Annotated in this window: 19 protein-coding genes and 4 pseudogenes; 14 read left to right on the forward strand and 9 right to left on the reverse strand. The window is 63.8% G+C overall.

Annotated elements, in window-relative coordinates; genetic code table 11:
* Window positions 1-62 precede the first annotated feature (62 nt).
* The 5 genes and pseudogenes from ACP8LP_RS07435 (at window position 63) to ACP8LP_RS07455 (ending at window position 6,212) form a co-directional block, all read left to right on the forward strand.
* The gene (locus ACP8LP_RS07435; RefSeq protein ID WP_063280048.1) at window positions 63-1,223 is read left to right on the forward strand and encodes a hypothetical protein; all 1,161 of its coding nucleotides are present in this window, start codon (window positions 63-65) and stop codon (window positions 1,221-1,223) included.
* Between the two features lie 102 nt (window positions 1,224-1,325).
* Window positions 1,326-2,177 (forward strand): EamA family transporter, encoded by an 852-nt coding sequence (locus tag ACP8LP_RS07440; protein ID WP_004811672.1) that lies wholly within the window; start codon window positions 1,326-1,328, stop codon window positions 2,175-2,177.
* A 42-nt stretch (window positions 2,178-2,219) separates the two neighbouring features.
* Window positions 2,220-3,437, forward strand: a complete 1,218-nt coding sequence (locus ACP8LP_RS07445) for a UDP-N-acetylglucosamine pyrophosphorylase (RefSeq protein WP_279186672.1) — start codon at window positions 2,220-2,222, stop codon at window positions 3,435-3,437.
* A gap of 83 nt (window positions 3,438-3,520) precedes the next feature.
* Window positions 3,521-5,641, forward strand: a pseudogene (locus ACP8LP_RS07450) (RecQ family ATP-dependent DNA helicase).
* Window positions 5,642-5,801: 160 nt separating this feature from the next.
* Window positions 5,802-6,212 carry a DoxX family protein gene (locus tag ACP8LP_RS07455; protein ID WP_279186673.1) on the forward strand — a complete coding sequence of 137 codons (411 nt, stop codon included), beginning with the start codon at window positions 5,802-5,804 and terminating at the stop codon, window positions 6,210-6,212.
* A 111-nt stretch (window positions 6,213-6,323) separates the two neighbouring features.
* Here ACP8LP_RS07455 and ACP8LP_RS07460 read toward each other — a convergent pair whose 3' ends face one another.
* Genes ACP8LP_RS07460 through hrcA form a run of 3 tightly spaced genes read right to left on the reverse strand, consistent with a single transcriptional unit; the run spans window position 6,324 to window position 9,253 of the window.
* Window positions 6,324-7,058: a 16S rRNA (uracil(1498)-N(3))-methyltransferase gene (locus ACP8LP_RS07460; RefSeq protein ID WP_279186674.1), complete on the reverse strand. Its 735-nt coding sequence runs from the start codon at window positions 7,056-7,058 to the stop codon at window positions 6,324-6,326.
* Window positions 7,055-8,230: a molecular chaperone DnaJ gene (gene dnaJ / locus ACP8LP_RS07465; RefSeq protein ID WP_004811677.1), complete on the reverse strand. Its 1,176-nt coding sequence runs from the start codon at window positions 8,228-8,230 to the stop codon at window positions 7,055-7,057. Before dnaJ ends, ACP8LP_RS07460 begins: the two co-directional genes overlap by 4 nt.
* A 3-nt stretch (window positions 8,231-8,233) precedes the next feature.
* A complete protein-coding gene (gene hrcA / locus ACP8LP_RS07470; protein WP_004811678.1) occupies window positions 8,234-9,253 on the reverse strand; it encodes a heat-inducible transcriptional repressor HrcA in 1,020 nt (339 codons plus the stop codon).
* A 143-nt stretch (window positions 9,254-9,396) separates the two neighbouring features.
* Between hrcA and ACP8LP_RS07475 the strand changes: the two genes are divergently transcribed.
* Window positions 9,397-10,080 carry an MBL fold metallo-hydrolase gene (locus ACP8LP_RS07475; RefSeq protein WP_063280049.1) on the forward strand — a complete coding sequence of 228 codons (684 nt, stop codon included), beginning with the start codon at window positions 9,397-9,399 and terminating at the stop codon, window positions 10,078-10,080.
* A 26-nt stretch (window positions 10,081-10,106) separates the two neighbouring features.
* On the opposite strand, the gene ACP8LP_RS07480 is transcribed toward ACP8LP_RS07475, so the two are convergent.
* The 3 genes from ACP8LP_RS07480 to hemW all read right to left on the reverse strand — a co-directional run bounded on the left by ACP8LP_RS07480 (window position 10,107) and on the right by hemW (window position 13,006).
* On the reverse strand, window positions 10,107-10,868 hold the full coding sequence (locus ACP8LP_RS07480; protein WP_279186676.1) for an inositol monophosphatase family protein: 762 nt from the start codon (window positions 10,866-10,868) through the stop codon (window positions 10,107-10,109).
* Window positions 10,865-11,743, reverse strand: coding sequence for a DUF3097 domain-containing protein (locus ACP8LP_RS07485; RefSeq protein ID WP_171048644.1), 879 nt, complete (start codon window positions 11,741-11,743; stop codon window positions 10,865-10,867). Before ACP8LP_RS07485 ends, ACP8LP_RS07480 begins: the two co-directional genes overlap by 4 nt.
* 84 nt (window positions 11,744-11,827) lie before the next feature.
* Window positions 11,828-13,006, reverse strand: a complete 1,179-nt coding sequence (gene hemW, locus ACP8LP_RS07490; protein WP_334353235.1) for a radical SAM family heme chaperone HemW — start codon at window positions 13,004-13,006, stop codon at window positions 11,828-11,830.
* Between the two features lie 151 nt (window positions 13,007-13,157).
* Between hemW and ACP8LP_RS07495 the strand changes: the two genes are divergently transcribed.
* From ACP8LP_RS07495 to ACP8LP_RS07505, 3 genes are read left to right on the forward strand one after another with little or no spacing between them, the layout of a single operon-like run.
* Window positions 13,158-14,450, forward strand: coding sequence for an ABC transporter substrate-binding protein (locus ACP8LP_RS07495; protein WP_279186678.1), 1,293 nt, complete (start codon window positions 13,158-13,160; stop codon window positions 14,448-14,450).
* Window positions 14,447-15,451 carry a carbohydrate ABC transporter permease gene (locus ACP8LP_RS07500; protein WP_063280026.1) on the forward strand — a complete coding sequence of 335 codons (1,005 nt, stop codon included), beginning with the start codon at window positions 14,447-14,449 and terminating at the stop codon, window positions 15,449-15,451. The genes ACP8LP_RS07495 and ACP8LP_RS07500 overlap by 4 nt, the downstream gene beginning before the upstream one ends.
* On the forward strand, window positions 15,444-16,298 hold the full coding sequence (locus ACP8LP_RS07505) for a carbohydrate ABC transporter permease (RefSeq protein ID WP_023032590.1): 855 nt from the start codon (window positions 15,444-15,446) through the stop codon (window positions 16,296-16,298). The genes ACP8LP_RS07500 and ACP8LP_RS07505 overlap by 8 nt, the downstream gene beginning before the upstream one ends.
* Window positions 16,299-16,437: 139 nt before the next feature.
* Here the strand turns inward: ACP8LP_RS07505 and ACP8LP_RS07510 are convergent, their stop codons facing one another.
* The 3 genes and pseudogenes from ACP8LP_RS07510 to ACP8LP_RS07520 all read right to left on the reverse strand — a co-directional run.
* Window positions 16,438-16,875, reverse strand: coding sequence for an AMP-binding enzyme (locus tag ACP8LP_RS07510; protein ID WP_417033798.1), 438 nt, complete (start codon window positions 16,873-16,875; stop codon window positions 16,438-16,440).
* 51 nt (window positions 16,876-16,926) lie between these two features.
* Window positions 16,927-18,047 (reverse strand): annotated as a pseudogene (locus ACP8LP_RS07515) (AMP-binding protein); the annotation flags it as partial.
* Window positions 18,048-18,107: 60 nt separating this feature from the next.
* A pseudogene (locus ACP8LP_RS07520) lies at window positions 18,108-18,278 on the reverse strand (acetyl-coenzyme A synthetase N-terminal domain-containing protein); the annotation flags it as partial.
* Window positions 18,279-18,507: 229 nt separating this feature from the next.
* On the opposite strand from ACP8LP_RS07520, the gene ACP8LP_RS07525 reads away from it, so the two are divergent.
* The 5 genes and pseudogenes from ACP8LP_RS07525 (at window position 18,508) to ACP8LP_RS07545 (ending at window position 23,949) form a co-directional block, all read left to right on the forward strand.
* Window positions 18,508-19,029, forward strand: coding sequence for a rhomboid family intramembrane serine protease (locus ACP8LP_RS07525; protein ID WP_279186743.1), 522 nt, complete (start codon window positions 18,508-18,510; stop codon window positions 19,027-19,029).
* Window positions 19,030-19,062: 33 nt separating this feature from the next.
* Entirely contained in the window at window positions 19,063-20,052 is a 990-nt protein-coding gene (locus ACP8LP_RS07530; protein ID WP_004811696.1) for a 1,4-dihydroxy-2-naphthoyl-CoA synthase, read from the forward strand.
* A 39-nt stretch (window positions 20,053-20,091) separates the two neighbouring features.
* Window positions 20,092-21,257, forward strand: a pseudogene (locus ACP8LP_RS07535) (AMP-binding protein).
* Window positions 21,258-21,317: 60 nt separating this feature from the next.
* Window positions 21,318-22,508, forward strand: a complete 1,191-nt coding sequence (locus tag ACP8LP_RS07540) for an isochorismate synthase (protein WP_279186680.1) — start codon at window positions 21,318-21,320, stop codon at window positions 22,506-22,508.
* A 133-nt stretch (window positions 22,509-22,641) separates the two neighbouring features.
* Complete coding sequence (locus ACP8LP_RS07545) at window positions 22,642-23,949, forward strand: ISL3 family transposase (protein WP_484483067.1); 1,308 nt, start codon at window positions 22,642-22,644, stop codon at window positions 23,947-23,949.
* Window position 23,950 lies beyond the last annotated feature (1 nt).

Genomic DNA, 23,950 nt, shown 5'->3' on the forward strand with positions numbered 1-23,950 from the left:
CCGCATCAATCATCATGAAAACAGCGCATAAACGACACAAGCGCACAAGGTTCGTGACCTACATGGTCGCGATGATCTGTCTCATCACGACCACCGCCTGCGGAGCGGTCAAGACGAGTTCCATCCGTGAGACCGATATACTTCCCGGCGACGTCAGAATCGCCATGTCTTGGAGCCAACCAGATGATCCCATCTTCAACCGCGGGGCTCTTCTGACCCTCGATGGCGACACCACCCATGAATTAAAAGAACTTGACAACGCACCCCGATACACCAGCGCAAGCTCCGATAGTGATGGAAACATCGCCTTCGTTGACTTCTCTAACCTTTACGTCATGAGGCGATCTGGCACCAAGACCATACCTCGTCGAGATCCCTTTGTATCTCAAGCCGCATTCACCCAACCATACCCCCTTGGCGACGGAGAATTCGCATTCCTGTCAAACTATGGCGACGATCCATCAAACCCCGACGGATACACATTCCTTCTCGAATTCACTGACGGCACATCGATGCACGTACCACATTGGGTGTCCGACATTATGATGTGCAACGATCAGATCTACGGGCTGGCGAGCATAGAAAATACAGACCATCAAGGAATCCAGCTATTCCGCGTCGACCAACAGCGCCACAAGACAATAGACCTCGGGCCCGTTCTCACAACACGGTGGGGCCTGCATCCGGAAAGCGGCCTCGCGTGCCATGGAACCGATCTCGTCGTGCGATTGGGGGCATCTTCGTGGAACAAGAGGGCGACATATCCCCAAACCACCCTGGCATTCTTCGACCTGAAAACGGGATCAGCCCGGCAGATCCCGATCACCGATGAGCACGGGAAACCCCTCAATACGATCGACGGCGGAGACGTCAGGAAAGACAGCGGAGCTGGCGGCTCAGACGCGGTCATTATGGGACATGAATTCATCTGGACCTTCCTGTCCGGGCAAGTCGTGGCCACTGACCTGACCACTGGAAAATCCCGCCTCATCGTGAACACCCACTTGGCCGCCGATCAGGGAAAGCCACCCCGAATCCAAGGCAAAACCATCGGGGTGGTCGACACCGCCACCGACAGCCCCGTCATCAGACTTTACGACCTGGACACCGGAGCCATGATCAAAGAAGTGGACTCATCAGCAGCCAAGAAGGCGCAGGAGCGGTCCGGAGGCTTGTTCACCGGCCTGGCCCTGTCAGGATTCGCCTTGGTGACGCCGCGCTGAGGTCAGCCACAGAACCGATACACCGAGTGTGGGGCATCGATCCAGACCCTCCAGGGCGCGACGAGCCGACAGCAGCGCCATGATCGTGGCAGGTGCGCCACTATGGTGGGCCCCGTGCGCGGAGTTCTTTTCATGTTAGGAGCTGTCCTCTCAGTTCAAATCGGGGGAGCTTTGGCTGCCACCCTTATCCCTCAGGTGGGACCGCTGGGAACCGTTGCGTTGCGAATGTCGCTGGCCGCCCTTCTCATGGCCCCTGTCGTCAGACCTCATCTACACGACCACACCCGCGACGACTGGATGAGGGTGCTGGCTCTGGTCATCGCCCTGGGCGGCTTAAACACCGCCTTCTACTTCTCCCTGGAGCGATTGCCGCTGGGTGTGGCAGTGACCGTCGAGTTCCTCGGGCCACTGGGGATGGCCGCCCTGGGAAGCCACTCAGTGCGTGACTGGTTGGCGATCCTGCTCGCTCTGGGCGGTGTCGTCGGGGTCTCCGGGGCCCTCAATGCCGATTGGGCCAGCATCAGCATTCTCGGCCTCCTGCTGGCCTTCACCGCCGGTATCTTCTGGGCCCTCTACGCCAAGTCAGCACAGCTCGTCGGGGCGAGTTGGTCGAAGCTCGAGGGGTTGTGGTGGGCCATCGCGCTGAACTCGGTCGTCCTGCTGCCGATCGGATTCGTTGCCCAGGGGGTTGACCTCGTCCGGCCCCGTCACCTCCTCATGGGTCTCGTGGTGGCTCTGATGTCTTCCGCCCTGCCCTACAGCCTGGAGATGTACGCCCTGCGCCACATTGACACCACGGTCTATGGCGTCTTCACCGGTATGGAACCGGCCGTGGCCGCAACCGCAGGATTCTTCATCCTGGGCCAGACCCTCACCCCGGTGCAGATGGTCGGCATGGCTTTCGTCGTCGCAGCGGCCTGGCTCGTCATGGCCCGCGGCCGTCAGCACGACTGACTACGCTGGTCGGTACGAACCGCCACCCCGAAAGGACCATCGATGGACGTCAACTCCCCTGCGCTGCAACCGCGTGGCCTGGAGAAAGTGGCCAAGCTCATCGACAAGGGGGCGCGCATCCCCAATCCGTTGACCGTCGACATTGACGACGGCGTCGACGTCGACAACATCAGTGGCGACGGGGTCTTCATTGGCCCCGGATGTCGGATTCGTGGCCGTCGCACGGTCATCTCCGCCGGGTGCGTGCTCGGCGACGAAACCCCCATGACGATCCAGGACTGCCAGCTCGGCACCGGGGTCAAGCTCAAGGGCGGCTTCGCCCGGGACGCCGTCTTCCTGGCCGGGGCGAATATGGCATCGGGCGCGCACGTCCGTGGCGGCACCATCCTCGAGGAAGAGGCCAGTGGGGCCCACACCGTCGGCCTTAAGCAGACCATTCTGCTGCCATTCGTCACCCTCGGCAGCCTCATCAACTTCTGTGACGTCCTCATGGCCGGAGGAACCTCTCGGTCGGATCACTCCGAGGTCGGGTCGTCCTACATTCACTTCAACTTCACTCCTGACGGCGACAAGACGACGGCATCCCTCTTCGGTGACGTCCCGCATGGAGTGTTGCTCAATCAGCACCCGATCTTTCTCGGTGGTCAGGGAGGCACCGTTGGGCCGGTGGTGACCGGATTCGGAACCGTGGTCGGAGCTGGGTCGATCCTGCGTGACGACATCCCCGATGACGACCAGCTCGTCCTCACTCCTCCGCCCGCCGGTAGGCAGCGTCCGGTGACCCCGGCCAGCTACGCCAAGCTCGACAGGATCATCGCCCACAACGTCACCTACCTCGGCAACCTGTCGGCCCTGGAGGCCTGGTACCGCCAGATTCGTCGCCTCTTCATGTCGCACGACCGGCTGTCCGGGCTGGTGTGGCAGGGAGCCCTCGACAACCTCGCCTCGGCGCGTGCCGAGCGGGTCAAGAGGCTCGAGTCCCTCGTCGGCAAGCTCCGACCGACCGACGCAGGCCGAGCTCAGTTGATCGAGAACCGTGACGTCTTCCTGTCCATCTTGTCCGTCGTCGATGCGCCGGCTCCGGCTGACGTGGTGCGTTCCTGTGGTGCAGCCGCGAACAGTGGCGCCGAGTACCTCGACGTCGTGCAGGGATTCGACGAAGCCACCCAAGAGGCTGTCATCGAATGGTTGGGCAGCATCGTCTCGACCCAGCAGTCCCAGGCCCAGGAAGTCATCGACCAACTGCCGTTGCCGTTCTGACCTCGCTGTTCTCCTGGCGTTCCGGGACCGCGGCACGAAACTGTCGGTGGTTCCGGTCAGGATGAGGGGTGAGAGGAGGGACCATGACGACAACGTTGAGACACTGGACCGCGACCTGCACAGCCGCGGACTGGCAATCTTGCGCCGGCTCGTCGGTCGTGATGATGCCGAGTTCCACCCCGGACAGTGGGAGGCCATCGAAGCTCTCGTCGCCCATCATCGTCGAGCGCTCGTCGTCCAGCGCACCGGCTGGGGAAAGTCGGCGGTTTACTTTGTCGCCACCCTGCTTCAGCGTGCCACGGGTTCAGGGCCGACCCTCATCGTCTCCCCTCTCATCGCCCTCATGCGCGACCAAGTGGCTGCAGCGGAGCGCGCTGGGGTAAGGGCCGCCGCGATCTCCTCGACCAATGTCACCGAGTGGGCCGAGATCATCCAGCGGCTCGATGCTGACGAGGTCGACGTCCTGCTGGTGTCTCCGGAACGACTCGTCAATCCACAATTCGCCAATGAGCAACTGCCTGATCTGGTGAGACGACTCGGGATGCTCGTCATTGACGAGGCTCACTGCATCTCCGACTGGGGCCACGACTTCCGACCCGATTATCGACGCATCCGTGATCTCGTCTCGGCACTGCCCGACGACATCCCGGTGCTGGCGACGACTGCCACCGCCAACTCGCGGGTCGTCCAGGACGTCGCCGAACAGATCGCACCGGCTCGTGATCGTCATGACGTCTTCGTATTGCGCGGACCCCTAGCCCGAGCCTCCCTACGCTTAGGAGTGCTCAACCTGTCCAGGCCGGCCGACCGCCTGGCCTGGCTCGTGCAGCACTTGGGTGAGCTGCCGGGGTCCGGGATCATCTACTGCCTGACGATCTCCACGGCGGAGGACACCGCACGAGCACTGGTCAAGGCCGGGCACCAGGTACGCACCTACACCGGACGCACGGACCCCGAGGAAAGAGCAGCCCTCGAGGAGGCTCTGCGCGACAACCAGGTGAAAGCACTCGTCGCGACGAGTGCTCTTGGCATGGGGTTCGACAAGCCCGATCTGGGGTTCGTGGTTCATCTGGGAGCACCCAGCTCCCCCATCGCCTACTACCAACAGATCGGTCGAGCCGGTCGCGCCACTGAGAACGCTGACGTCCTGCTGCTTCCGGGTCCTGAGGACCAGGGGATATGGACCTACTTCGCAACCGCATCCATGCCTACCCAGGAACGTACCGACACCACCCTGGGAGCACTGTCCAACGGTCAGGTGCTGTCGGTGCCGGCGTTGGAAGCCCGTGTTGACATCAAACGCAGTCAGCTCGATCTGCTGCTCAAGGTGATGGCGGTCGATGGGGCGGTCGAAAAGCCGTGGGTCCATGACACCGAGCGCTACGAGCGGATCTCCCAGGCGCGACGCGATGAGCAGCAGGCCATGCTCACTTACGAACGGCTGGACACCTGCCGGATGGTCTTCCTCACCGGTCAGCTCGGCGACCCCTCACCCGCTCCCTGTGGTCGTTGCGATGTCTGCACCGGACCGTGGTATCCGACGAAGGTTGGCCCAACAGCATCATCCTCGGCGACGGCCGCCCTGGACCGAGCAGGCGTACCTGTGGAGCCTCGCACGACGTGGCCATCGGGAATGGACACCCTGGGAGTTGGGCTCAAGGGTCGGATCAGCACCGACGAGACGGCCGAGGAGGGCCGCGTCATCGCCAGGCTCTCCGATCTGGGCTAGGGTGGGCCGCTGAGAGACCTGCTTCGCAACGACGCCGACGGCGTCCCCATCGACGCCGAGATCACCCCGGCACTGGCCAAGGTCTGTGTCCGAGTACTGGCCGAGTGGGGATGGGAGCATCGTCCGGCCGCTGTGGTCCGAGTGCCATCCGCCACTCGACCTCACCTCATCGACTCTCTGGCCTCGGGACTTGCCCGGGTCGGCCACCTCCAGGACCTTGGCGGGCTCGATCTCACAGAGAATGCACCACGACTCAATTCATCGACGAATTCGGCCTACCGCCTTCGCGACGTACACAACCGTTTCAGCGTCGGTCCACAGCTCATGTCACGCCTGTCACACCTCGGGGGGTGCCCCGGTTCTCCTCGTCGATGACGTCATCTCCAGTCGATGGACGATGACTGTCGCCGCACGATCGTTGAGACGAGCTGGGTCAGGCCCTGTCCTGCCGCTGGCCCTGGCACTGACCCACTGATCCCCCGGTGTTCGCCCACGAATCACTCGTCCATGGCCGCCATCGTCCTTGAGTTGTCACCATGAAAAGAAGTGGATTCGTCACCTAAACGCGAACGTGACCACCCAAGCGAGCCTTGATGGGGCACGATGGAAGTAGCACCTAGCAGTCAGGAGGATTCATGTCCCTTGCCAAGTTCACCGCCCGTTCCGCCCTGTCGGCCATCTTCGTCACCGGGGGCCTCGCCGAGTTCAAGAATGCCGATCAGCTCTCCGGCGCTGTTGACGGGCTGCTCGAGAAGCTGCCCGAATCGGTCCGCTCTCAGATTCCTGAGGTTGACCCCTCACTGCTGGTCAAGGTCAGCGGCGGCACCATGCTGACAGCCGGTTCCCTGCTGGCCCTCGGAATCAAGCCGCGTCTGGCCGCCACCATCCTGGCCGCCCAGCTCGTCCCCGTGACCCTCACCGGACATCCCTTCTGGGAGAAGAATAGCGACGAGAAGACCGGTGAGCAGATCCAGTTCTTCAAGAACCTTGGTCTCATCGGTGGCCTGCTCGTCGTCGCTCTTGATGGCGCCACCAAGAAGAAGTGACCCCCTGAGCTGCCGTCACGCCATGGCAGCCAACGCCCTACGCCAACGATGGGGCCGGACGGATCATTCGTCCGGCCCCATCGTCATGTCAGAAATCGACTGTGCTCCGGATCATTCGGCCATGTCGGCTATGGCCCGTAACTGGGCCAGTCCGACCACGCCAGCCGTCGAGGTCCGCAGGACCCCATCAGACACGGTCACCGGATGAGCCCCGGCAGCCACGAAGGACTCGACTTCCTGGTCGGTGATGCCGCCCTCAGGCCCGACGATGACGATCACCTCACCAGACTCGGGCAGGTCCTGGTTCACCAGCGGCTCAGTGGCCGACTCGTGGAGCACATAGGCAGCGTCAGCATCCCGAATCCTCTCAACCACATCCTTGGTCTGCGCCAGCTCGACCTGGGGAACGAGGAATCGTCGTGACTGCTTGGTGGCCTCGCGGGCAGCCGCCTGCCACTTCGCCACACCCTTAGCCTGCCTGTCGCCTTTCCAGCGCACGATGCTGCGACCGGCCTGCCAGGCCAAGATCTCGTGAACCCCCATCTCGGTGAGGGTTGCCACCGCAAGCTCAGCGCGGTCGGTTTTCGGCAGGGCCTGGACGGCAACCCAGCGGTGAGCCGTGACAGGGGCCTCGAGCACCTCGGTCACCTCGACGCTCACGGATCCCTTCGTCACCTCGACGGCAGGTCCGCGCACTGCATGGCCCACGCCGTCGGTGACGAGGACGGACTCTCCCATCCGAATGCGGCGCACCGAACCGGCGTGGTGGCCTTCCGCACCGGTGATCTCGACCACCGACCCGGGCGTGGCCCCGGCAACCTCCCCGAGGAAGCAGGCGTCACTCATCCGCCGAAGGCTTCCTTGATGCGGGAGAACATGCCGCGTCCACCCGACTTCTCCACGGACGCCGACACCTTGGTCTCCCCGCGGGCCTCGGCCAACTGGCGCAGCAGGTCCTTCTGGTGGGAGTCGAGCTTGGTCGGTGTCTGAACGATGAAGGTGACGCCCAGGTCGCCCCGACCGCCACGACGCAGCCTCGGCACTCCCCGCTCAGGCACGACGATGCGGGTTCCCGACTGGGTTCCTGCCGGCACCTCGACGCTGACCGATTTCTGGGACTCGTCGAAGTCCTCGCGATCGGCCTCAAGGGTGTGCACCGGAACCTTGGTTCCCAGCGCAGCCGCCGTCATCGGGATCGTGACGACCATCTCGAGGTTGTCACCCTCGCGGGTGAAGACCTCGTGCGGGCTGATCGTCATCTCGATGTACAGGTCACCTGCTGGGCCACCACCGGGCCCCACCTCTCCCTGTGAATCCAGGTGGATCCGGTTGCCGTCGGCAACACCGGCAGGAATCTTGACGTTGATGGTGCGGGTGGTGCGCACTCGTCCCTCACCGGAGCACTCCTGACACGGATCCGGGATGACCGTGCCGTAACCACGGCAGGTCGGGCAGGGCTGGCTGGTGCGAATGTCGCCCAGGAAGGAACGCTGCACCGTGATGACCTCACCACGTCCCTGACAGGTGTTGCAGGTAACGGGCTCGGAGCCGGACTCGGCCCCCTTGCCCTGACACTTGGGACACACAACTGCGGTGTCGACCTCCAGCGGCTTGGTGACGCCGAACACCGCCTCGGCCAGGCTCAGGCGCATCCGCACCAGGGCGTCCTGACCTCGCCGGGTCCGTGAGCGTGGCCCACGTCCGCCACCACCGAAGGAGGTTCCACCACCGAACATGGCGTCAACGAGGTTGGTGAAGTCGAATCCAGCGCTGCTGAATCCTCCCTCCCCGAATCCGCCCATGCGGGCATTCGGGTCGCCACCACGGTCGAAGACGGCGCGTTTCTGCGGATCCTGGAGCACCTCATAGGCCTCCTGGACCTTCTTGAACTCGTCCTCGGATCCCGGTCCGGCCACATCGGGGTGGAGTTTCATGGCCTTGCGGCGATAAGCCTTCTTGATCTCGTCGGCGCTCGCATCGCGGGAAACACCGAGAATCTCGTAGTAGTCGTTGCTCAAGGATCATCCTTCTGCCAGGAACCGGCCCACATAACGGGCCACGGCTCGCACGGCTGCCATGGTTGAGGGGTAGTCCATTCGGGTGGGTCCGACCACGCCGAGGCTCGACAGGGTATCGTCGGATCCGTATGTGCTTGCCACCAGTGAGGTGGACTGGAAGGGCACGTCAGTGTTCTCGGCACCAATACGCACCGTGACCTCACCGGCTTCTCCAGCGGTGGCCTCGCCGAGCAGTCGCATCAGGACGACCTGCTCCTCGAGAGCCTCCAAGACCGGACGCACCGTCGTCTCCCACTGTGCACCGAATGCGGTGAGATTGGGAACCCCGGCGACCACCACGCGGGCGGATGGGTCGACGGCGAGGATCTCCAGGACGGTCGCGACGACGGAGGTCGCGCGCGGCCCCTCAGCCGGCCCGAGTTCGTCAAGAAGCCGATTGAGGGAGTCGACGGCCTCTGCCACCGTCAGACCGACGAGGGCCTGGTTGAGCCGGGTACGAAGGGCGACAAGATTCTGCTCGTCGTGACCGGGAAGCTCCACGATCCGCTGCTCCACCGACCCCGAGGACATGATGAGGACGATGAGGATGCGGTCGGTCGACAGGCTCACCAACTCGAGGTGACGGATCGTCGCCGTCGTCGCCACCGGATACTGCATGATGGCGACCTGGTGAGTGATCTGGGCGAGCAGTCGCACCGTGCGACGCACGATGTCATCGAGGTCGACGGCTCCGGTCATGAAGGCCTGGATGGCCCGGCGCTCTGGCCCGGACAGCGGTTTGAGGGTGGCGATCCGGTCGACGAAGAGGCGATACCCCTTGTCCGTCGGGATACGACCGGCGCTGGTGTGGGGGTGGGTGACGTACCCCTCCTCCTCCAGGACGGCCATGTCATTGCGAACGGTTGCCGGGGACACCCGAAGCCCGTGGCGTTCCACCAACGCCTTGGAACCCACCGGCTCCTTACTGGAGACGTAATCGGTGACGATGGCCTTGAGCACGTCGAGCTTGCGGTCGTCGAGCACAATCCCTCCTCACGCGATCCCATCGGGTACAAGTCCCACTTTGGCACTCTCAGGTGCCGAGTGCCACCTTATCGCGTTCACCTGGCGTCCTTCTGCCTCTCTCGCTGGCAGCGCACGCCTCGGGACGTGCCACACTGGTGATCATGTCGACGAATCCCGAGACTCCCCGGTGGTCCGCTCTCACTGCCCGGGTATGGACGACCGTCATCGAACCAGAAGCCGTCACCTGCGGACTGGTCGCCGGTGACGATCATGTCCTCCTCATCGACACCGGCTCGGCTCCTGAACAGGGACACGCTCTGGCGATGTCGGCGGCATGCATGCTGGGTCGTCCGGTTGATCGGGTCGTCGTCACCCACCATCATTATGACCACAGCGGCGGACTCCCTGGGATTGACGGAGCTGAGACCTGGATGCATGAGGCCGCCCTGGCTCACTGCCCTGATCTCCAGGTCGACCATCCCATCGCGCTGATGGCCTATGTCGACCTGGGCGGGATCGGCGCCGAGGTCATCCACCCTGGTCCGGCCCACACCGACGGGGACCTCGTCGTCATCGTCCGCGACGAGAAGGTGACCTTCGTCGGGGACCTGGTGGAGACCGCAGGAGAGCCACAGTCCGACGAGACGACCGATGTCCGAGGCTGGCCGCGCGCCATTGACTCGGTCATCACCGGCACCGATGGTGTAGGCGTCTACGTACCTGGCCACGGGCACCCGATCGATGCGACCGCCGTCATGAAGCAGCGCGCCGAGCTCGCCGAGAGAGTCCCCGTCGAGATCCCGCTCACCCCGGTGACCAGGCACGTTCCTCCCCAGCTGGCCTGATGCGGGCCCGGCCCCGCACGGCTAACTCAGCGCAGCAGTTCAGCAACCACCCGGTAGGCATCCTCGTCGGCTGCGACGACGAGTGTTCCCGACATCTCGCGAGGCCCGTACTCGGCCCCGTCGACAGCCCGAACGACCCCGCCGAGCTCGCGCACCATGAGGGCGCCAGGCAGGTGATCCCACGGGTGGGAGTGCTGATAGGCGGTGACGTCGTTCTCCCCCAGGCAGATCAGTGGGTAGTCCACCGCGCAGCACCACTTCGACATCCGCCATTCCACCTGTGGTGAGGCGATCTTGTAAGCCTCGTGGGTCGTCGCGGCGCGAACCGGGATGCGGGACCCGTCGCGGGTGACCGCCTGACCGTCGCAGGTGACCCCGGCGCCGCGCTCGGCACACCACATGTGGCCGTACTGGGGCTGCCAGATCCAGGCCCTCACCGTTTCGCCACGAATGAGTTGAGCGAGCATGACCCCGTGGTCCACCGATCCGTGGACGAAGTTCTTCGTGCCATCGATGGGATCGATGACCCACGCCAGGTCGGCGCCCGGAACGGCGTCGAGGATGGTCGGGTCGGCAAAGGCGGACTCCTCCCCGACGACGACTCCACCGGCGTGCTTGGTCAGCGCCGCGCCAAGCTCCTTCTCAGCCTGACGATCGGCGTCGGTGACGAAGTCTCCAGGCTTCTTCTGGTGGATCTGATGATCATGCAAGGACCGGAACCGCGGATCGATGATCCTGGCACTGACGTCCCGGATGAGGTCGCAGACCGTCTCGGCATCGATACTCATGCCGTCTCCTCATCGTCCAGCTCGTCGACGTGGTCACAGGTGACGAAGTCGATGAGTTTCTCCATCTCGGTGTTGAACCGTGGATCCAGGTCGTGCCAGTCACGCACCCTCTTCAACATGGCCTGCCAGGCCTTGCCCACGTCGGCCTGGGTGGAGTGTGGCAGGCCGAGACGTTTCAGGGTGCCGAGCTTGAAGTCCTCGTCCATCGGAACCTCCGGCCACCCCTTCCGTCCGATCCGCTCGGGCTTGATGGCCTGCCAGATGTCGATGAACCGGTGTCCGGTGATCATGACGTACTCGCCATATCCGCCGCGTCTCACCTCGTCAGCCACGCGGGATTCCTTGGTTCCGGCAACGAGATGGTCGACGAGCACTCCCAGTCGATGCCCAGGGCCCGGCTTGAACTCGGCGACAATTCCGACCAGGTCGTCCATACCGCCCATGTATTCCACGACGACCCCGACGTGGCGCAGGTCGTCTCCCCAGATCTTCTCGACGAGTTCGGCGTCGTGACGACCCTCGACGTAGATGCGGCTGGGAAGGGCAACGCGAGCTGGTCCAGCCGCTCCGGCAACGGACCCCGACGCCGTGTGTTTGATGCTGGCACTGCCCTGACGAGGGGGAATGCACAGATTGACGGGCTTGCCGTCCACCCAGAAACCCGGACCGATGGGGAAGGACTTGCGCTTGCCCTTGCGATCCTCGAGCACGACCAAGCCGTTCTGCCACGCGACGACGGCCCCGACGTATCCGCTCGATGGATCCTCGACAACCATGTCGAGTTCCAATGGCATGTCGACGCTTTTCTTCATGTGAGAGGTGCGCCAGCCGCTTGCGAGGACGTCGTGGGAATACCGGTCGATCACGGTAGCCACTGTATTGCCACGCATGGCTATGACGACAAGCCGTGCATCACCAGCTGAAATGACCCACTCGGCATGACCACCCGCGCAATGGCCTCACACCAACAGATCCGTGATGATCCTGTCTGCCACCATTCGCCCGGACAGGTTGAGCACCAGGTGACCGCCTTGGATCGCCCCAAGTCCCTGCTCCACGACGTGGTCAGACCGGTGACGTTCCACCTCTGTCAGCTGGGACAACGGCAACCCGTCAGCCAGACGCAGCTGCAGCAGCACCGTCTCCTCGTGACGCTGCTCCGCGTCGAGGACCTCATGGTCCTCGACGGGCAGACGACCCTCGGCCAGCCTGCTCCGGTACGTGGCGGGATGCTTGACATTCCACCACCTCGTCCCGTTCACGTGGGAGTGGGCTCCAGGACCAATCCCCCACCAGTCACGTCCAAGCCAGTACGCCATATTGTGACGACACCGGTGGTCGTGACCGTCGCGGGACCGGGCCCAGTTCGACACCTCGTAGTTGACGTACCCTGCCTCGGTGAGGACCCTCTCGGCGATGAGGTACTTGTCGGCGAGGTCGTCCTCGTCAGTCATCGGTAATTCGCCACGCCGAATGCGCGCTGCCAGCCTGGTGCCCTCTTCGACGATGAGGGAGTAGGCGGAGACATGATCGGGCTCGGCCGACAGCGCGGCCTCGAGACTGCACCGCCAGGAACCGAGGTCCTCCCCGGGGGCGCCGAAGATGAGGTCGAGGCTGACGTCGTCGAATCCCACCTGGCGGGCCAGCCTTGCCATCTCCACGGCACGCCCGGGCCGATGACGACGATCCAGAATCGTCAGGACGAACTCATCGGAGGACTGCATTCCCATGGACAACCGGTTGATCCCGGCTGCGAGCAACCCAGAGAGCACATCCTCGTCCAGGGTTTCCGGGTTGGCCTCCGTGGTGATCTCGGCGTCGTCGTCGATCCCCCACACAGTACGGATGTGATCGACGAGCTCTCCCAGTTGGGCCGGGGTGAGCATCGTCGGAGTGCCTCCCCCGAAGAAGATGGTGGACACCGCCGGACGCCGTCTCCACATCTGCCCAGCGAGGTCCAACTCGCGATGAGCCGCCTCTAGGTAACCAGGGATGGCGTCCTCCCCCATGGCTGCGAGCACATAGGTGTTGAAGTCGCAGTATCCGCACCGGGACGCACAGAACGGCACGTGCAGATAGATGCTCCATGGGCCGTCAGCTGCCTGGAGCTGTGGCAGGTCGCCGTTTGCGTGAGTCATGGTCCTCCTGAGGTCCAAGGTGCGAATGCGGCCCTTGCATGATGCCATCTGGGCCGGAGACGGCTCAGCCGCACGAGTTCACAGCTATTCGAATGGCGAACACCACGATCAACGGGTGAAATTTCAACAGTTTGAGGTTTAAGCTGCCGTCATGATCTTCTCTCGCCGTCACTTCCTCAGCGCATCAGCCGGTTTGGCCACTGCCGCGGTCCTAACCGGATGCGGATCGAACACTGGTAGCGTCTCCACCGGCTCGAAATCCAGCGCCGCTTCGGGTGGCTCCGGAAAAATCGTCCAGTGGTACCACGAATACGGCGAGAAAGGGGTCCAGCAGGCCGTCAATCGCTACGCCAAGGATTACAAGGACGCCACGGTTACCGTGAGGTGGAACCCCGGTACCGACTACATGAAGCTGCTGAGCACCACCCTGCTGTCCGGATCGGGCATCCCTGATGTCTTCGAGTCCGAGTACGGCGCCACCCTCGACATGATTCAGAAGGGTCAGGTCGTTGATCTCACCGACACCATCGGTGACGCCAAGTCCAAGTTCTCGAAGCCGGTGCTGGATCGCATGACCCTCGACGGCAAGGTCTACGCGATCCCGCAGGTCGTCGACATGCAGCTGCTCTACTACCGCAAGTCAGCCCTGGAGAAGGCCAAGCTGTCGGCCCCGACCACCTTCGAGCAGCTCGTCGAGACTGCCAAGGCCGTCAAGACCAAGGAGATGGGCGGCTTCTTCGCTGGCAACGACGGTGGCGTCGGTGTGCTCGGCAACCTTCTCATCTGGGCCTCCGGATTCGACCAGCTCAACGACGACCATACTGACGTCGCCTTCATGGAGCAGGCCTTCTTCGACGCCGTCGCCGCTTACCGCGACTTCTACAAGTCCGGCGCCCTGCTGACTGCCGCCTCCAAGGATTGGTTCGACGCCTCCCCCTTCACCAATGGCGAGACCGCCATGCAGTGGGGCGGCCTGTGGTCGTTGGGCGACATCTCCAAGAAGTGGAAGGACGACTTCGGCGTCATCCCGTTCCCTGCCATCGGTAAGTCCGGCAAGCAGGCCGTGCCCTTCGGCGCCTACGGTTCCTGTGTCGCCGCCAAGGGAGCGAGCAACGACGTCGAGGCCGCCAAGAAGTACGCCAAGTGGCTGTGGGTCGATCAGACCGACAAGCAGGTCGACTTCGCCAACTCCTACGGCACCCACATCCCGTCTCAGCCTGACCTCACCGACAAGTGCTCCCAGATCAACAACGGCGCAGGCAAGGCCGCTGCCGAGATGGTCGACAAGCATGGCAAGGCCGCGAGCCTCTTCTGGACCTCCAAGATCTCCGACGCCTACAGCGCCGCGCTCACGAACGTCGTCAAGAAGGGTGCAGACCCGAAGTCGGCCTTTGCCGGAGTGCAGTCGACGGCCAAGGCCGAGCTCAAGCGCGTCAACAAGTGAGTTCGTCGGCAGTCTCGGTGCCCCCCACCCGCAGTTTCTGGCAGCGGGTTCGGGGGCACCAGGGGCGTAACCTCTGGTTTGCCCTGTTCGTTGCGCCGTTCCTGATCGGGCTGCTGGTCTTCGTCTACATCCCGATCATCTGGAGCGCCTACCTGTCATTCTTCGACGCCCGGGCAACCCTATCCCCCACGAAGTTCGTCGGTTTCGCGAACTACCAGAACCTGTTGTCGGACACCCTGTTCCGCAACTCGATGCTGGTCTTCATCATCTTCGCGGTCTTCATCGTTCCGCTCACCTACGTCTGTTCCCTGGCCCTTGCGCTGGCCCTCAACAACGTCGGCAAGTTCCGGGCCTTCTTCCGCTCCTCCTTCTTCATCCCGACAGCATGTTCCTACGTCGTCGCGGCAATGGTCTGGCGACTCAGCTTCTTCAACGGAGCACGGTTCGGCCTGGCGAACTCCCTGCTGCGCAAGGTCGGCGGTAGCAACATCGACTGGCTGTCCGGAGTGGGCTACTGGTACTGGATCGCGCTGATCTCACTGCGGTTGTGGCTGCAGGTCGGCTACTACATGATCCTGCTCATCGCGGGTCTCAACCGCATCCCCACCGACAGCTATGAAGCTGCCGCGATTGACGGTGCCGGTCGCTGGGCGACCCTGCGTCACGTCACCATGCCGCAGCTGCGGGGAGTGAGTGCGGCCGTCCTCATGCTGCTGCTCATCGGTGCTTTCCAGGCCTTCGACGAGTTCTACAACTTGTTGTCCTCCTCGGGCACCTACCCGCCCTACGCTCGCCCCCCGCTGGTGCATCTGTACCTCATCAGCGTCGGTGGAGCCGACCAGGATCTCGGTATGGGTGGCGCCGGGACCGTCGCCCTCACCGCCATCATCGTGCTGTTCGGACTGGCCCAGAATTGGCTCATGAGTGGCCAGGAGCGTCGCGAGAAGAAGGCCATCAAGCAGGCCGCCAAGACCCACCGCAAGGAGGTGTTCGATGGCTGAGGAACGTTCCCACATGGTCACGGGCCGCTCGGGGAGCTTCTTGCACGGTCTCAAGATCGTCGTGCTGTTCATCCTGGCCCTGCTCTTCCTGCTGCCCTTCTACGTCATCTTCCGCAATGCCTTCAGCAGCTCGGAGGCCTTCGTCGCCGCGGACTGGAAGTGGTTGCCTGACAACCTCGACTTCTCGGTGCTGCGGGATCTCTTCTCCGACACTGACCTCAACCTGCCTGGGGCGATGGTCCACTCAGCCATCCAGGCCGTCGGCCAGACGGTGCTGACGGTCATCGTCAGTTTCATGGCTGGCTACGGGCTGGCGAGATTCCGCAGCAAGGCTGCGACGGTGGTGTTGCGTCTGACGGTACTCACCCTCATGGTACCGACCGCTGTCACCTTCGTGCCGAGTTTCATCATGACGACCCGATTCGGGTGGATCGACTCTTACCGTGGCCTCATCATCCCGATGATGTTCTCGGCCTTCGCGACCTACATGTTTCGGCAATCCCTGCTGGAGTTCCCCAAGGAGCTGGAGGAGGCTTCGAACCTCGACGGAGCCAATCCGTGGACGACGATGTGGCGCATTGTCGTCCCCAATTCCAAGGGAATCATCGCGGCCGTGTCGACGATCACCTTCATCGGGGCCTGGAACTCCTTCCTGTGGCCGCTGCTGGTGGCTCGCGACAACACCACGACCGTCCAGCTCACCTTGAGTCGGTTCATGACGAGCCAGGGAGTCAACTACTCCGAGCTCTTCGCCGGCGCTCTGGTGGCAATCGTGCCGGTGGTCATTGTCTTCCTCGTCCTGCAGCGCTACCTGGTGCAGGGCCTGGAGACCTCTGGCATGGACTAAGGAACCGTGCTCCGGCGTAGCTACGCCGTCGAGAACCATCACGAGGGCCGGGACACCATCTGGTGTCCCGGCCCTCGCACGTCAATGGAGTGGCTCAGTCCTCCAGGGTGGAAAGGTCGCCTTCATCCTGGCCGAGGGCTCAAGCTTTGAGGACCCTTCGCATGATCTTTCCGGAACGAGTCTTCGGGAGCTTCTCGACGAAGTCGAAGCTGTCCGGCTTGGCGATCGGGGAGAGCACCTCGGCGACATGAGCGCGCAGGTCGGCGGTGAGCTGCTTGGTGGGCTCGTATCCTTGGGCGAGGATCACGGCGCAGTGGATGGAGTTGCCCTTGACCTCGTGCGGCAAACCGATCGCGGCAGCCTCGGCGACGGCCGGGTGGGAGATGAGGGCGGACTCGACCTCGGCGGTGCCGATGCGATGACCGGACACCTTGATGACGTCGTCGGTACGACCAATGATCCAGACGTAACCGTCCTCGTCGATACGGGCGGAGTCGCCGGTGAGGTAGACCCCCGGATACTTCTTCCAGTAGGTGTCGAGGTAACGGTCGGGATTCTTGTAGAGAGTACGCATCATGGCGGGCCACGGGTTCTTGAGGACCAGGAAGCCATCGGTGCCCGGCGGGACCTCCTTGCCCTCCTCGTCGACAACGGCGACCTCCTGGCCGGGGATGGGTTTGCCCGCAGATCCCGGCTTCTTCGGCATCGTCGGGAGGCTGGTCAGCTGCATGGCACCGGTCTCGGTCTGGAACCAGGTGTCGATGATGGCGCACGTGCCATCGCCGACGACGTCGTGGAACCAACGCCAGGCCTCCGGATTGATCGGCTCGCCGACCGAGCCGAGCATGCGCAGGCTGGACAGGTCGTGCTTGCGCACCCAGGTCTCGCCGAAGCGCATCAAGGTACGGATGGCGGTCGGAGCGGTGTAGAAGCTCGTGATGCCGTAGTGCTCAATGGCTGCCACCAGCCATCGGGGTACGGATAGGTCGGGCCGCCTTCATGCATGAAGACGGTGGCTCCGTTGAGCAGCGGTCCGTAGACGAGGTAGGAGTGACCGGTGATCCAGCCCGGATCGGCCGTGCACCACCAGCGGTCCTCCTCCTTGATGTCGAAGCACTGTTTGAGGGTGGTATAGGTACCAACCTGGTAGCCACCGTGAGTGTGAACGATGGCCTTCGGCTTACCGGTCGAGCCCGAGGTGTAGAGGATGAACAACGGGTCCTCGGCGTCCACCTGGACGGTCTGGCACTTGCCCTTGGCAATCGGCAACTTGCACAGCTCGTGATACCAGTGGTCCCGAGTGGAGTCCATGGTGACCTCGGTGGCCGTGTTCTTGACGACGATGACGTTCTCGACGGTCGGTGAGAACTTCACCGCATCGTCGACGATCTGCTTCATTGGAAAGACCTTGCCGTTGATCCACGACCCGTCAGCGGTGATGACAACCTTGGACTCCGAACCGTCGATACGGGCGTTGAGGGCCTCCGAGGAGTAACCGGCGAAGACCACCGAGTGAACGGCACCGATCTTGGCGCAGGCCAGCATCGCGAAGAAGATCTCGGGGATCCGAGGCAGATAGATGGTGACGACGTCACCCCTGTGCACACCCATGGCCTTGAGAACGTTCGCCATCTGCTCGACCTCGCGATTGAGAGCGAAGTAGGAGAAGGTGCGCACCTCGTCGGTGTTCTCGCCGACCCAGATGAGGGCCAACTTGTTACGACGGGCGGTATCGAGATGACGGTCCACCGCATTGGTGACGATGTTCGTGCTGGCCCCGGTGAACCACTTGAAGAAGGGCTTGCCTGAATCGTCGAGGATCTTGTCCCATGGCTTCGACCATTCAAGCTCCCGGGCTCGTTCCTCCCAGTAAGCGACTGGGTCGGCCTTGGCCTTTTCCTCGAGCGTCCTCCAGTCCGAGACCCAGGCGTTGTCGATGATGCTCTGATCAGGCTCGAAGACGTCCTGCTGGTCCGCCATACGGTCCTCCTCGACGCTTCTACCGCTCTTGCGGCATCCGTTTCGTGTGTTGGGAACGATAGAACCACACCGTCAGGTTGTTTGTGAGGAAAATCACAACAATTTTCCGATTCCTCTTTGCCACACTGGATACATGACTTCCTACCTGCCTCCGTCGTCCACTCCTGTCCGCCGACGTCGGGCCGAACCACCGAGCCGCACGAACTCCATCGCCAGCAGCGCCGGGGTGATGGCTGTCGTCGTCGCGATCATGTGGGTCCTCGAGGTCGTCGACACCGTGCTCGGCAACACCCTCGATCAGTTCGGGATCCATTCCTGGACCGGTCAGGGGCTGTGGGAAATCTTCACTGCTCCGTGGCTGCATTACGGCTGGGCCCATCTGGCCGGTAACTCCGTGCCGCTCTTCGTCCTCGGCATGCTCGTCTACATGGAATCGACATCAACCTGGGTCACCTCAGGGCTCATGATCACGGTGTGCTCGGGGCTCTTCGCGTGGTTCTTCAGCGCACCGGGAACCATCACCCTCGGTGCGTCCGGGATCGTCTTCGGTTGGTTGGCGTATCTGCTGGCCCGGGGCCTGTTCACCAAGAGGCTGCGCGACATCCTGGTGGCCATCGTCGTCTTCCTCATCTACGGGTCTGTGCTGTGGGGTGTGCTTCCGGGACAGGCTGGGGTGTCCTGGCAGGCCCATCTGGGCGGTGCGGTCGGAGGTGTCATCGCGGCGTCGTGGCTGGCTCGTCGTCCCAGGTGAGACTGCCTGACCAGGGGTGGTAGCTTCCACCGGGTGAGCACCCTTCCTTTCGTCTCCGACACCTTTGACGCAGACCGTTGGCGCGAGGTCAACCTTCCCGGCGACCCCTTGACCGACATGACCTTCCACCGCCTTATCTCGCGTGGAGAGGTCGACCACGCCCCGGCCGGCGAGGACCTGCCGGTGGTGCGGATCGCCTTCGACCGTCCTGCCATCCGCAACGCCTTCCGCCCGCACACCGTCGACGAGCTGTACCGCTGTATCGACGCGGCACGCTGCACCCCTGACGTGGCAGCGATCATCCTGACCGGGAACGGTCCCTCTCCGCGCGACGGCGGATACTCCTTCTGCTCCGGCGGTGACCAGCGCATTCGCGGTGCAGCTGGTTACCAGTACGAGTCCGAGGAGACGGCCGGCGACGAGGACCTGGCCACCGACGCCCGCCGGGAGCGGATCGCCAGGGGCCGTCTGGGGCGTCTCCACATCCTCGAGGTTCAGCGGCTCATGCGCGCCACCCCCAAGCCGATCATCGCCGCCATTCCTGGTTGGACGACCGGTGGTGGCCACTCCCTCATGGTGGTGGCCGACATGGCGGTGGCCAGCCGGGAGAACGCTCGGTTCAAGCAGGTTGATGCCAATGTCGGCTCCTTCGACGCCGGATATGGTTCGGCCCTGCTGGCTCGCCAGATCGGTGACAAGAGGGCCCGCGAGATCTTCTTCCTGGCGGAGACGTACACCGCCGAGCAGGCCGAGCGGTGGGGCGTCATCAACCGCGCCGTCGATCACGTCGAGCTGGAGAGCATCGCCATCGAGTGGGGCCTGACGATCGCTGGTAAGTCCCCGCAGGCCATCCGAATGCTCAAGTACGCCTTCAACATGGTCGACGACGGCATCGCCGGTCAGCAGGCGTTCGCCGGGGAGGCAACCCGCATGGCATACATGACCGAGGAGGCCCAGGAGGGTCGCGACGCCTTCCTCGAGCACCGCTCCCCCGACTGGTCCAGCTACCCGTACTACTTCTGATTCCTCACCTCTGGACACCACGACCCGACAGGAGGCCCGATGGCCGAGACCGCACGACTGCACGTCGTCAGGGTGGAACGCACCCAGACAGACGTCGTCTGGCTGACCGAGCGCTTGACACGCTTCTTCCAAGGCTCAACGCGCTCGGTTCTCGTGCCGGCCGGGAGCGAGGAGAACCCAGTGGCCACCCTCGAGGACGTCGAGAGGAGGACGGTCTTCCTGCCCGATGAGGTCGGGCTCGTGATGCGCACGTCCGGGTCGACCTCTGCTCATGGACGCCTCGTGGGTATCTCAGCGGCTCAGCTGCTGGCGTCCATCAACGCCACGGATGCGCGACTTGGCGGGGCCGGAACCTGGGTGCTCGCCCTTCCCCCAACCACATTGCCGGTCTACAGGTCGTCGCCAGGGCCGCAGCCGGTGATCGCTCGGTGGTCGTCGTCGAGGGGAAGGTGACTCCTCAGGCCCTGTCTGACGCCATCGACGAAGCGGTACGGAGGGATCCGAACGGTCGGGTGTATCTGTCCCTGGTGCCGACCCAGCTGACCGACTGCATGGATGACTCAGTTGCCCGTGACGCCTTGACGCGGTGTTCCGCGATTCTCGTCGGGGGTGCCGCGACCTCCTCGCAGTTGGTTTCCGAGGCTCGAGCTGCGGGGATGCCGATCGTGCTGACCTATGGCATGAGCGAGACCTGTGGCGGTTGTGTCTACGACGGGGTCCCGCTCGACGGGGTGCAGGTTCGTCTGGACGAGGATGGTCGGGTGTCACTGTCTGGTCCGATGGTGATGTCGGGGTATCTCGATGAGGGACCGGCCGATGATTGGTACCTCACCGGCGACATCGCCCACTGGCGAGACGGCCGACTCGCCGTCGATGGTCGGGCCGACGACCTCATCATTTCCGGTGGACTCAAGATCTCCCCCAGCCAGGTGGCCGATGCCGTCACCGCAACCGGGTTGGTGAAGGACTGTGTCGTCGTCGGGCTGCCCGACGAGAGGTGGGGCCAGGTCGTCACGGCCGTCGTCACGGGATGTCAGGAACCGGAGCGTGTCCGGGACACCGTCAATCTGCCACGGGAACTTCGTCCGCGAATCGTCGTGACGGTCGAGGCCATTCCCATGCTGGCTTCCGGGAAAGTGGATCGTCTCGAGGTGAGGAGACTAGCCGAGCAGGCCGAGGCAGACGGATCTGCCTGGACGCGTTGACTCAGGCCGCTGCTGCCGTTCCCGCGGCCGGCCGACAGGCCCGGAGTAGCATCTCCCCTCGTGCACACCTTGTCCTGCGATGTCGACCTGTCCGCTGCGAGTGGGGCTCGGTGGTTGGATACCGCGCGTCGTTACTGCCCGCCCGAGGTCGAGCCGTGGATCTGGGTGGCTCCCGACACCGACGATGCCCCGGCCATGGTCGGGTGGGGCGAGCAGGCCCGCTTCACCGCAGGCGGCCACGGCGCTGCCGCGAAGGCGTTCAATGCCTATTCATCGTGGGCTGCGGAGCACTCTGACGCAGCTCCCGTGGCTTTCGGTTCTTTCCCGTTTTCCCGGGACGAGGACGGATTCCTCGTCGTCCCCGCTGTCCTCCTCCTCCGTCGTCACCTGGGCGAGCGCACTCTCGTCTTCTGCGCGGATCCCACCCCGATTCATCGCGGCGATTCTGACCTGCCGGTCATCGAGACCCAGCTTCCCGATCTTGACGCTGAGAACTGGGGCCAGGCCGTCAACGCCGCGACGACCCGGCTGTCCCAGGACCCCGAGCTGGAAAAAGTGGTGCTCTCGCGGTCGGTGACCGTCCAGGCGTCCGCCCCGATGGACCGTGGACTCGTCGCGTCCCGGCTATCGGGCAAGTTCAGCGGCTGCTGGACCTACTGCCATGATGGCCTGGTTGGGGCGACTCCCGAGTTGCTCGTTGACTGCCGCGATGGCCTGTTCCGTTGCCGGGTGCTCGCCGGTACCCGCAAGCCTTCCTGGTCCCATGAGTTGTTGCAGGATCCCAAGGAGCATCGTGAGCACGAGCTGGCGGTGGCTTCCGTGACAGGACGACTGACCGAGGCTGGCCTGTCCGACCCTGCCATCCGCGGGCCCTTCCTGCTGGAACTGCCCAATGTCACCCACCTGGCCACGGACATCACCGCTAGGGTCGGCACGTCGAATGCTGCACAGATCGTCGACGTCATCCACCCGACCGCAGCTGTGTGCGGCACTCCTCGAGAGCTCGCCTACCAGTTCATCGAGCAGACCGAGGTCATTGACCGAGGACGGTTCGCCGGGCCAGTGGGATGGATGTCGCCGGATGGGTCAGGCCAGTGGGCCTTGGCTCTGCGCTGTGGTCAGTTCTCCGAGGACAACCGATCCGTCCGGGTACACGCCGGTGCGGGCATCATGCCCAGCTCCGACCCGGACAAGGAATGGATCGAGACCGGAGCCAAGATGGAGGCCTTCACGTCGGCGTTGGAGGGCTGAGACCCCTCAGACCTGCGGCAATGTGGCTCTTCACAGATCGAGGTGTAGTTCGGTTGTGGCACCCGGTTGGTGACAGGGATCGAGGTCCCCTGATGATGGAAGTTCTCACGCTCGCCATCCAGAAGACCTCGACATGGACCACGCTACCTTCACCACGCCCGATCTGACCACGTTCTGCCGCCTCGACGACCACGGCCTGGCCGTGACCGGGCAACACATCACCCCTGCCAAGGCGGTGCTAGCCTGCCGGCCGGTCCAGCCGGATGACTGGTGTCATCGTTGCGGCTGCCACGGAACACCACGTGACAGCGTCGTCCGTGAACTTGCGCATGTCCCGTTCGGGTGGCGCCCCACCACCCTCCACGTTCGCCTGCGCCGCTACCAATGCACCGTATGCGGCCACGTGTGGCGGCAGAACATCACCGGCGCGGCGCAGCCGCGCTCCTGCTTGTCGAACGGCGCGTTGCGGTGGGCGCTGGAAGCGCTGGTGGTCAACCACCTGTCCATGACCCGCATCGCGGCCGCACTGGGAGTCGCGTGGAACACCGCCAATGATGCTGTCCTGGCTGAAGGCCAACGACTCCTCATCGACAAGCCCGGCCGACTCGACAAGGTGACGGTCGTCGGTGTTGATGAGCACGTGTGGCGTCATACCCGACGCGGGGACAAGTACGTCACCGTGGTCATCGACCTGACCCCGGTCAGCACGGGCACCGGGCCGTCGAGACTGTTGGCGATGGTCGAGGGCCGATCCAAGCAGGCCTTCAAGACCTGGCTCGCGGAACAACCCCAGACCTGGCGAGACGGAGTGAAGATCGTGGCGATGGACGGTTTCACCGGCTTCAAGACCGCCGCCACGGAAGAGGTCCCCACGGCGGTGACGGTAATGGATCCGTTCCACGTGATTCGGCTGGCGGGCGACGCCCTCGACACCTGCCGACGTCGCGTCCAGATCTCACTGCACGGCAGTCGGGGTCGCAAGCACCATCCGCTCTACCAAGCCAGGAGAACGCTCCACACCGGCGCCGACCTGTTGACCGACAAGCAACAGCGCCGCCTGAATGCCCTGTTCGCTGATGACCGACACATTGAGGTCGAGGCCACCTGGGGTGTCTACCAGCGCATGATCTCGGCCTACCGCACCAAGGCCAGAGCTGAGGGCAAGAAGGTCATGACCCGGCTGATCGACTCGATCGGCACCGCTGTTCCCAGCAGCCTGGTCGAGGTCTGCAAGCTCGGCCGCACCCTGGCCAAGCGCCGGGGCGACATCCTGGCGTTCTTCGACCACCAAGGTTCCAGCAACGGACCCACCGAAGCGATCAACGGCCGCCTCGAACACCTACGCGGCACCGCCCTAGGCTTCCGCAACCTCACCCACTACATCGCCAGATCACTGCTCGAGGCCGGCGGGTTCAGACCAGATCTACACCCTGGATTGTGAA

The sequence above is a fragment of the Cutibacterium sp. LaCa_89 genome (genome assembly GCF_058177555.1).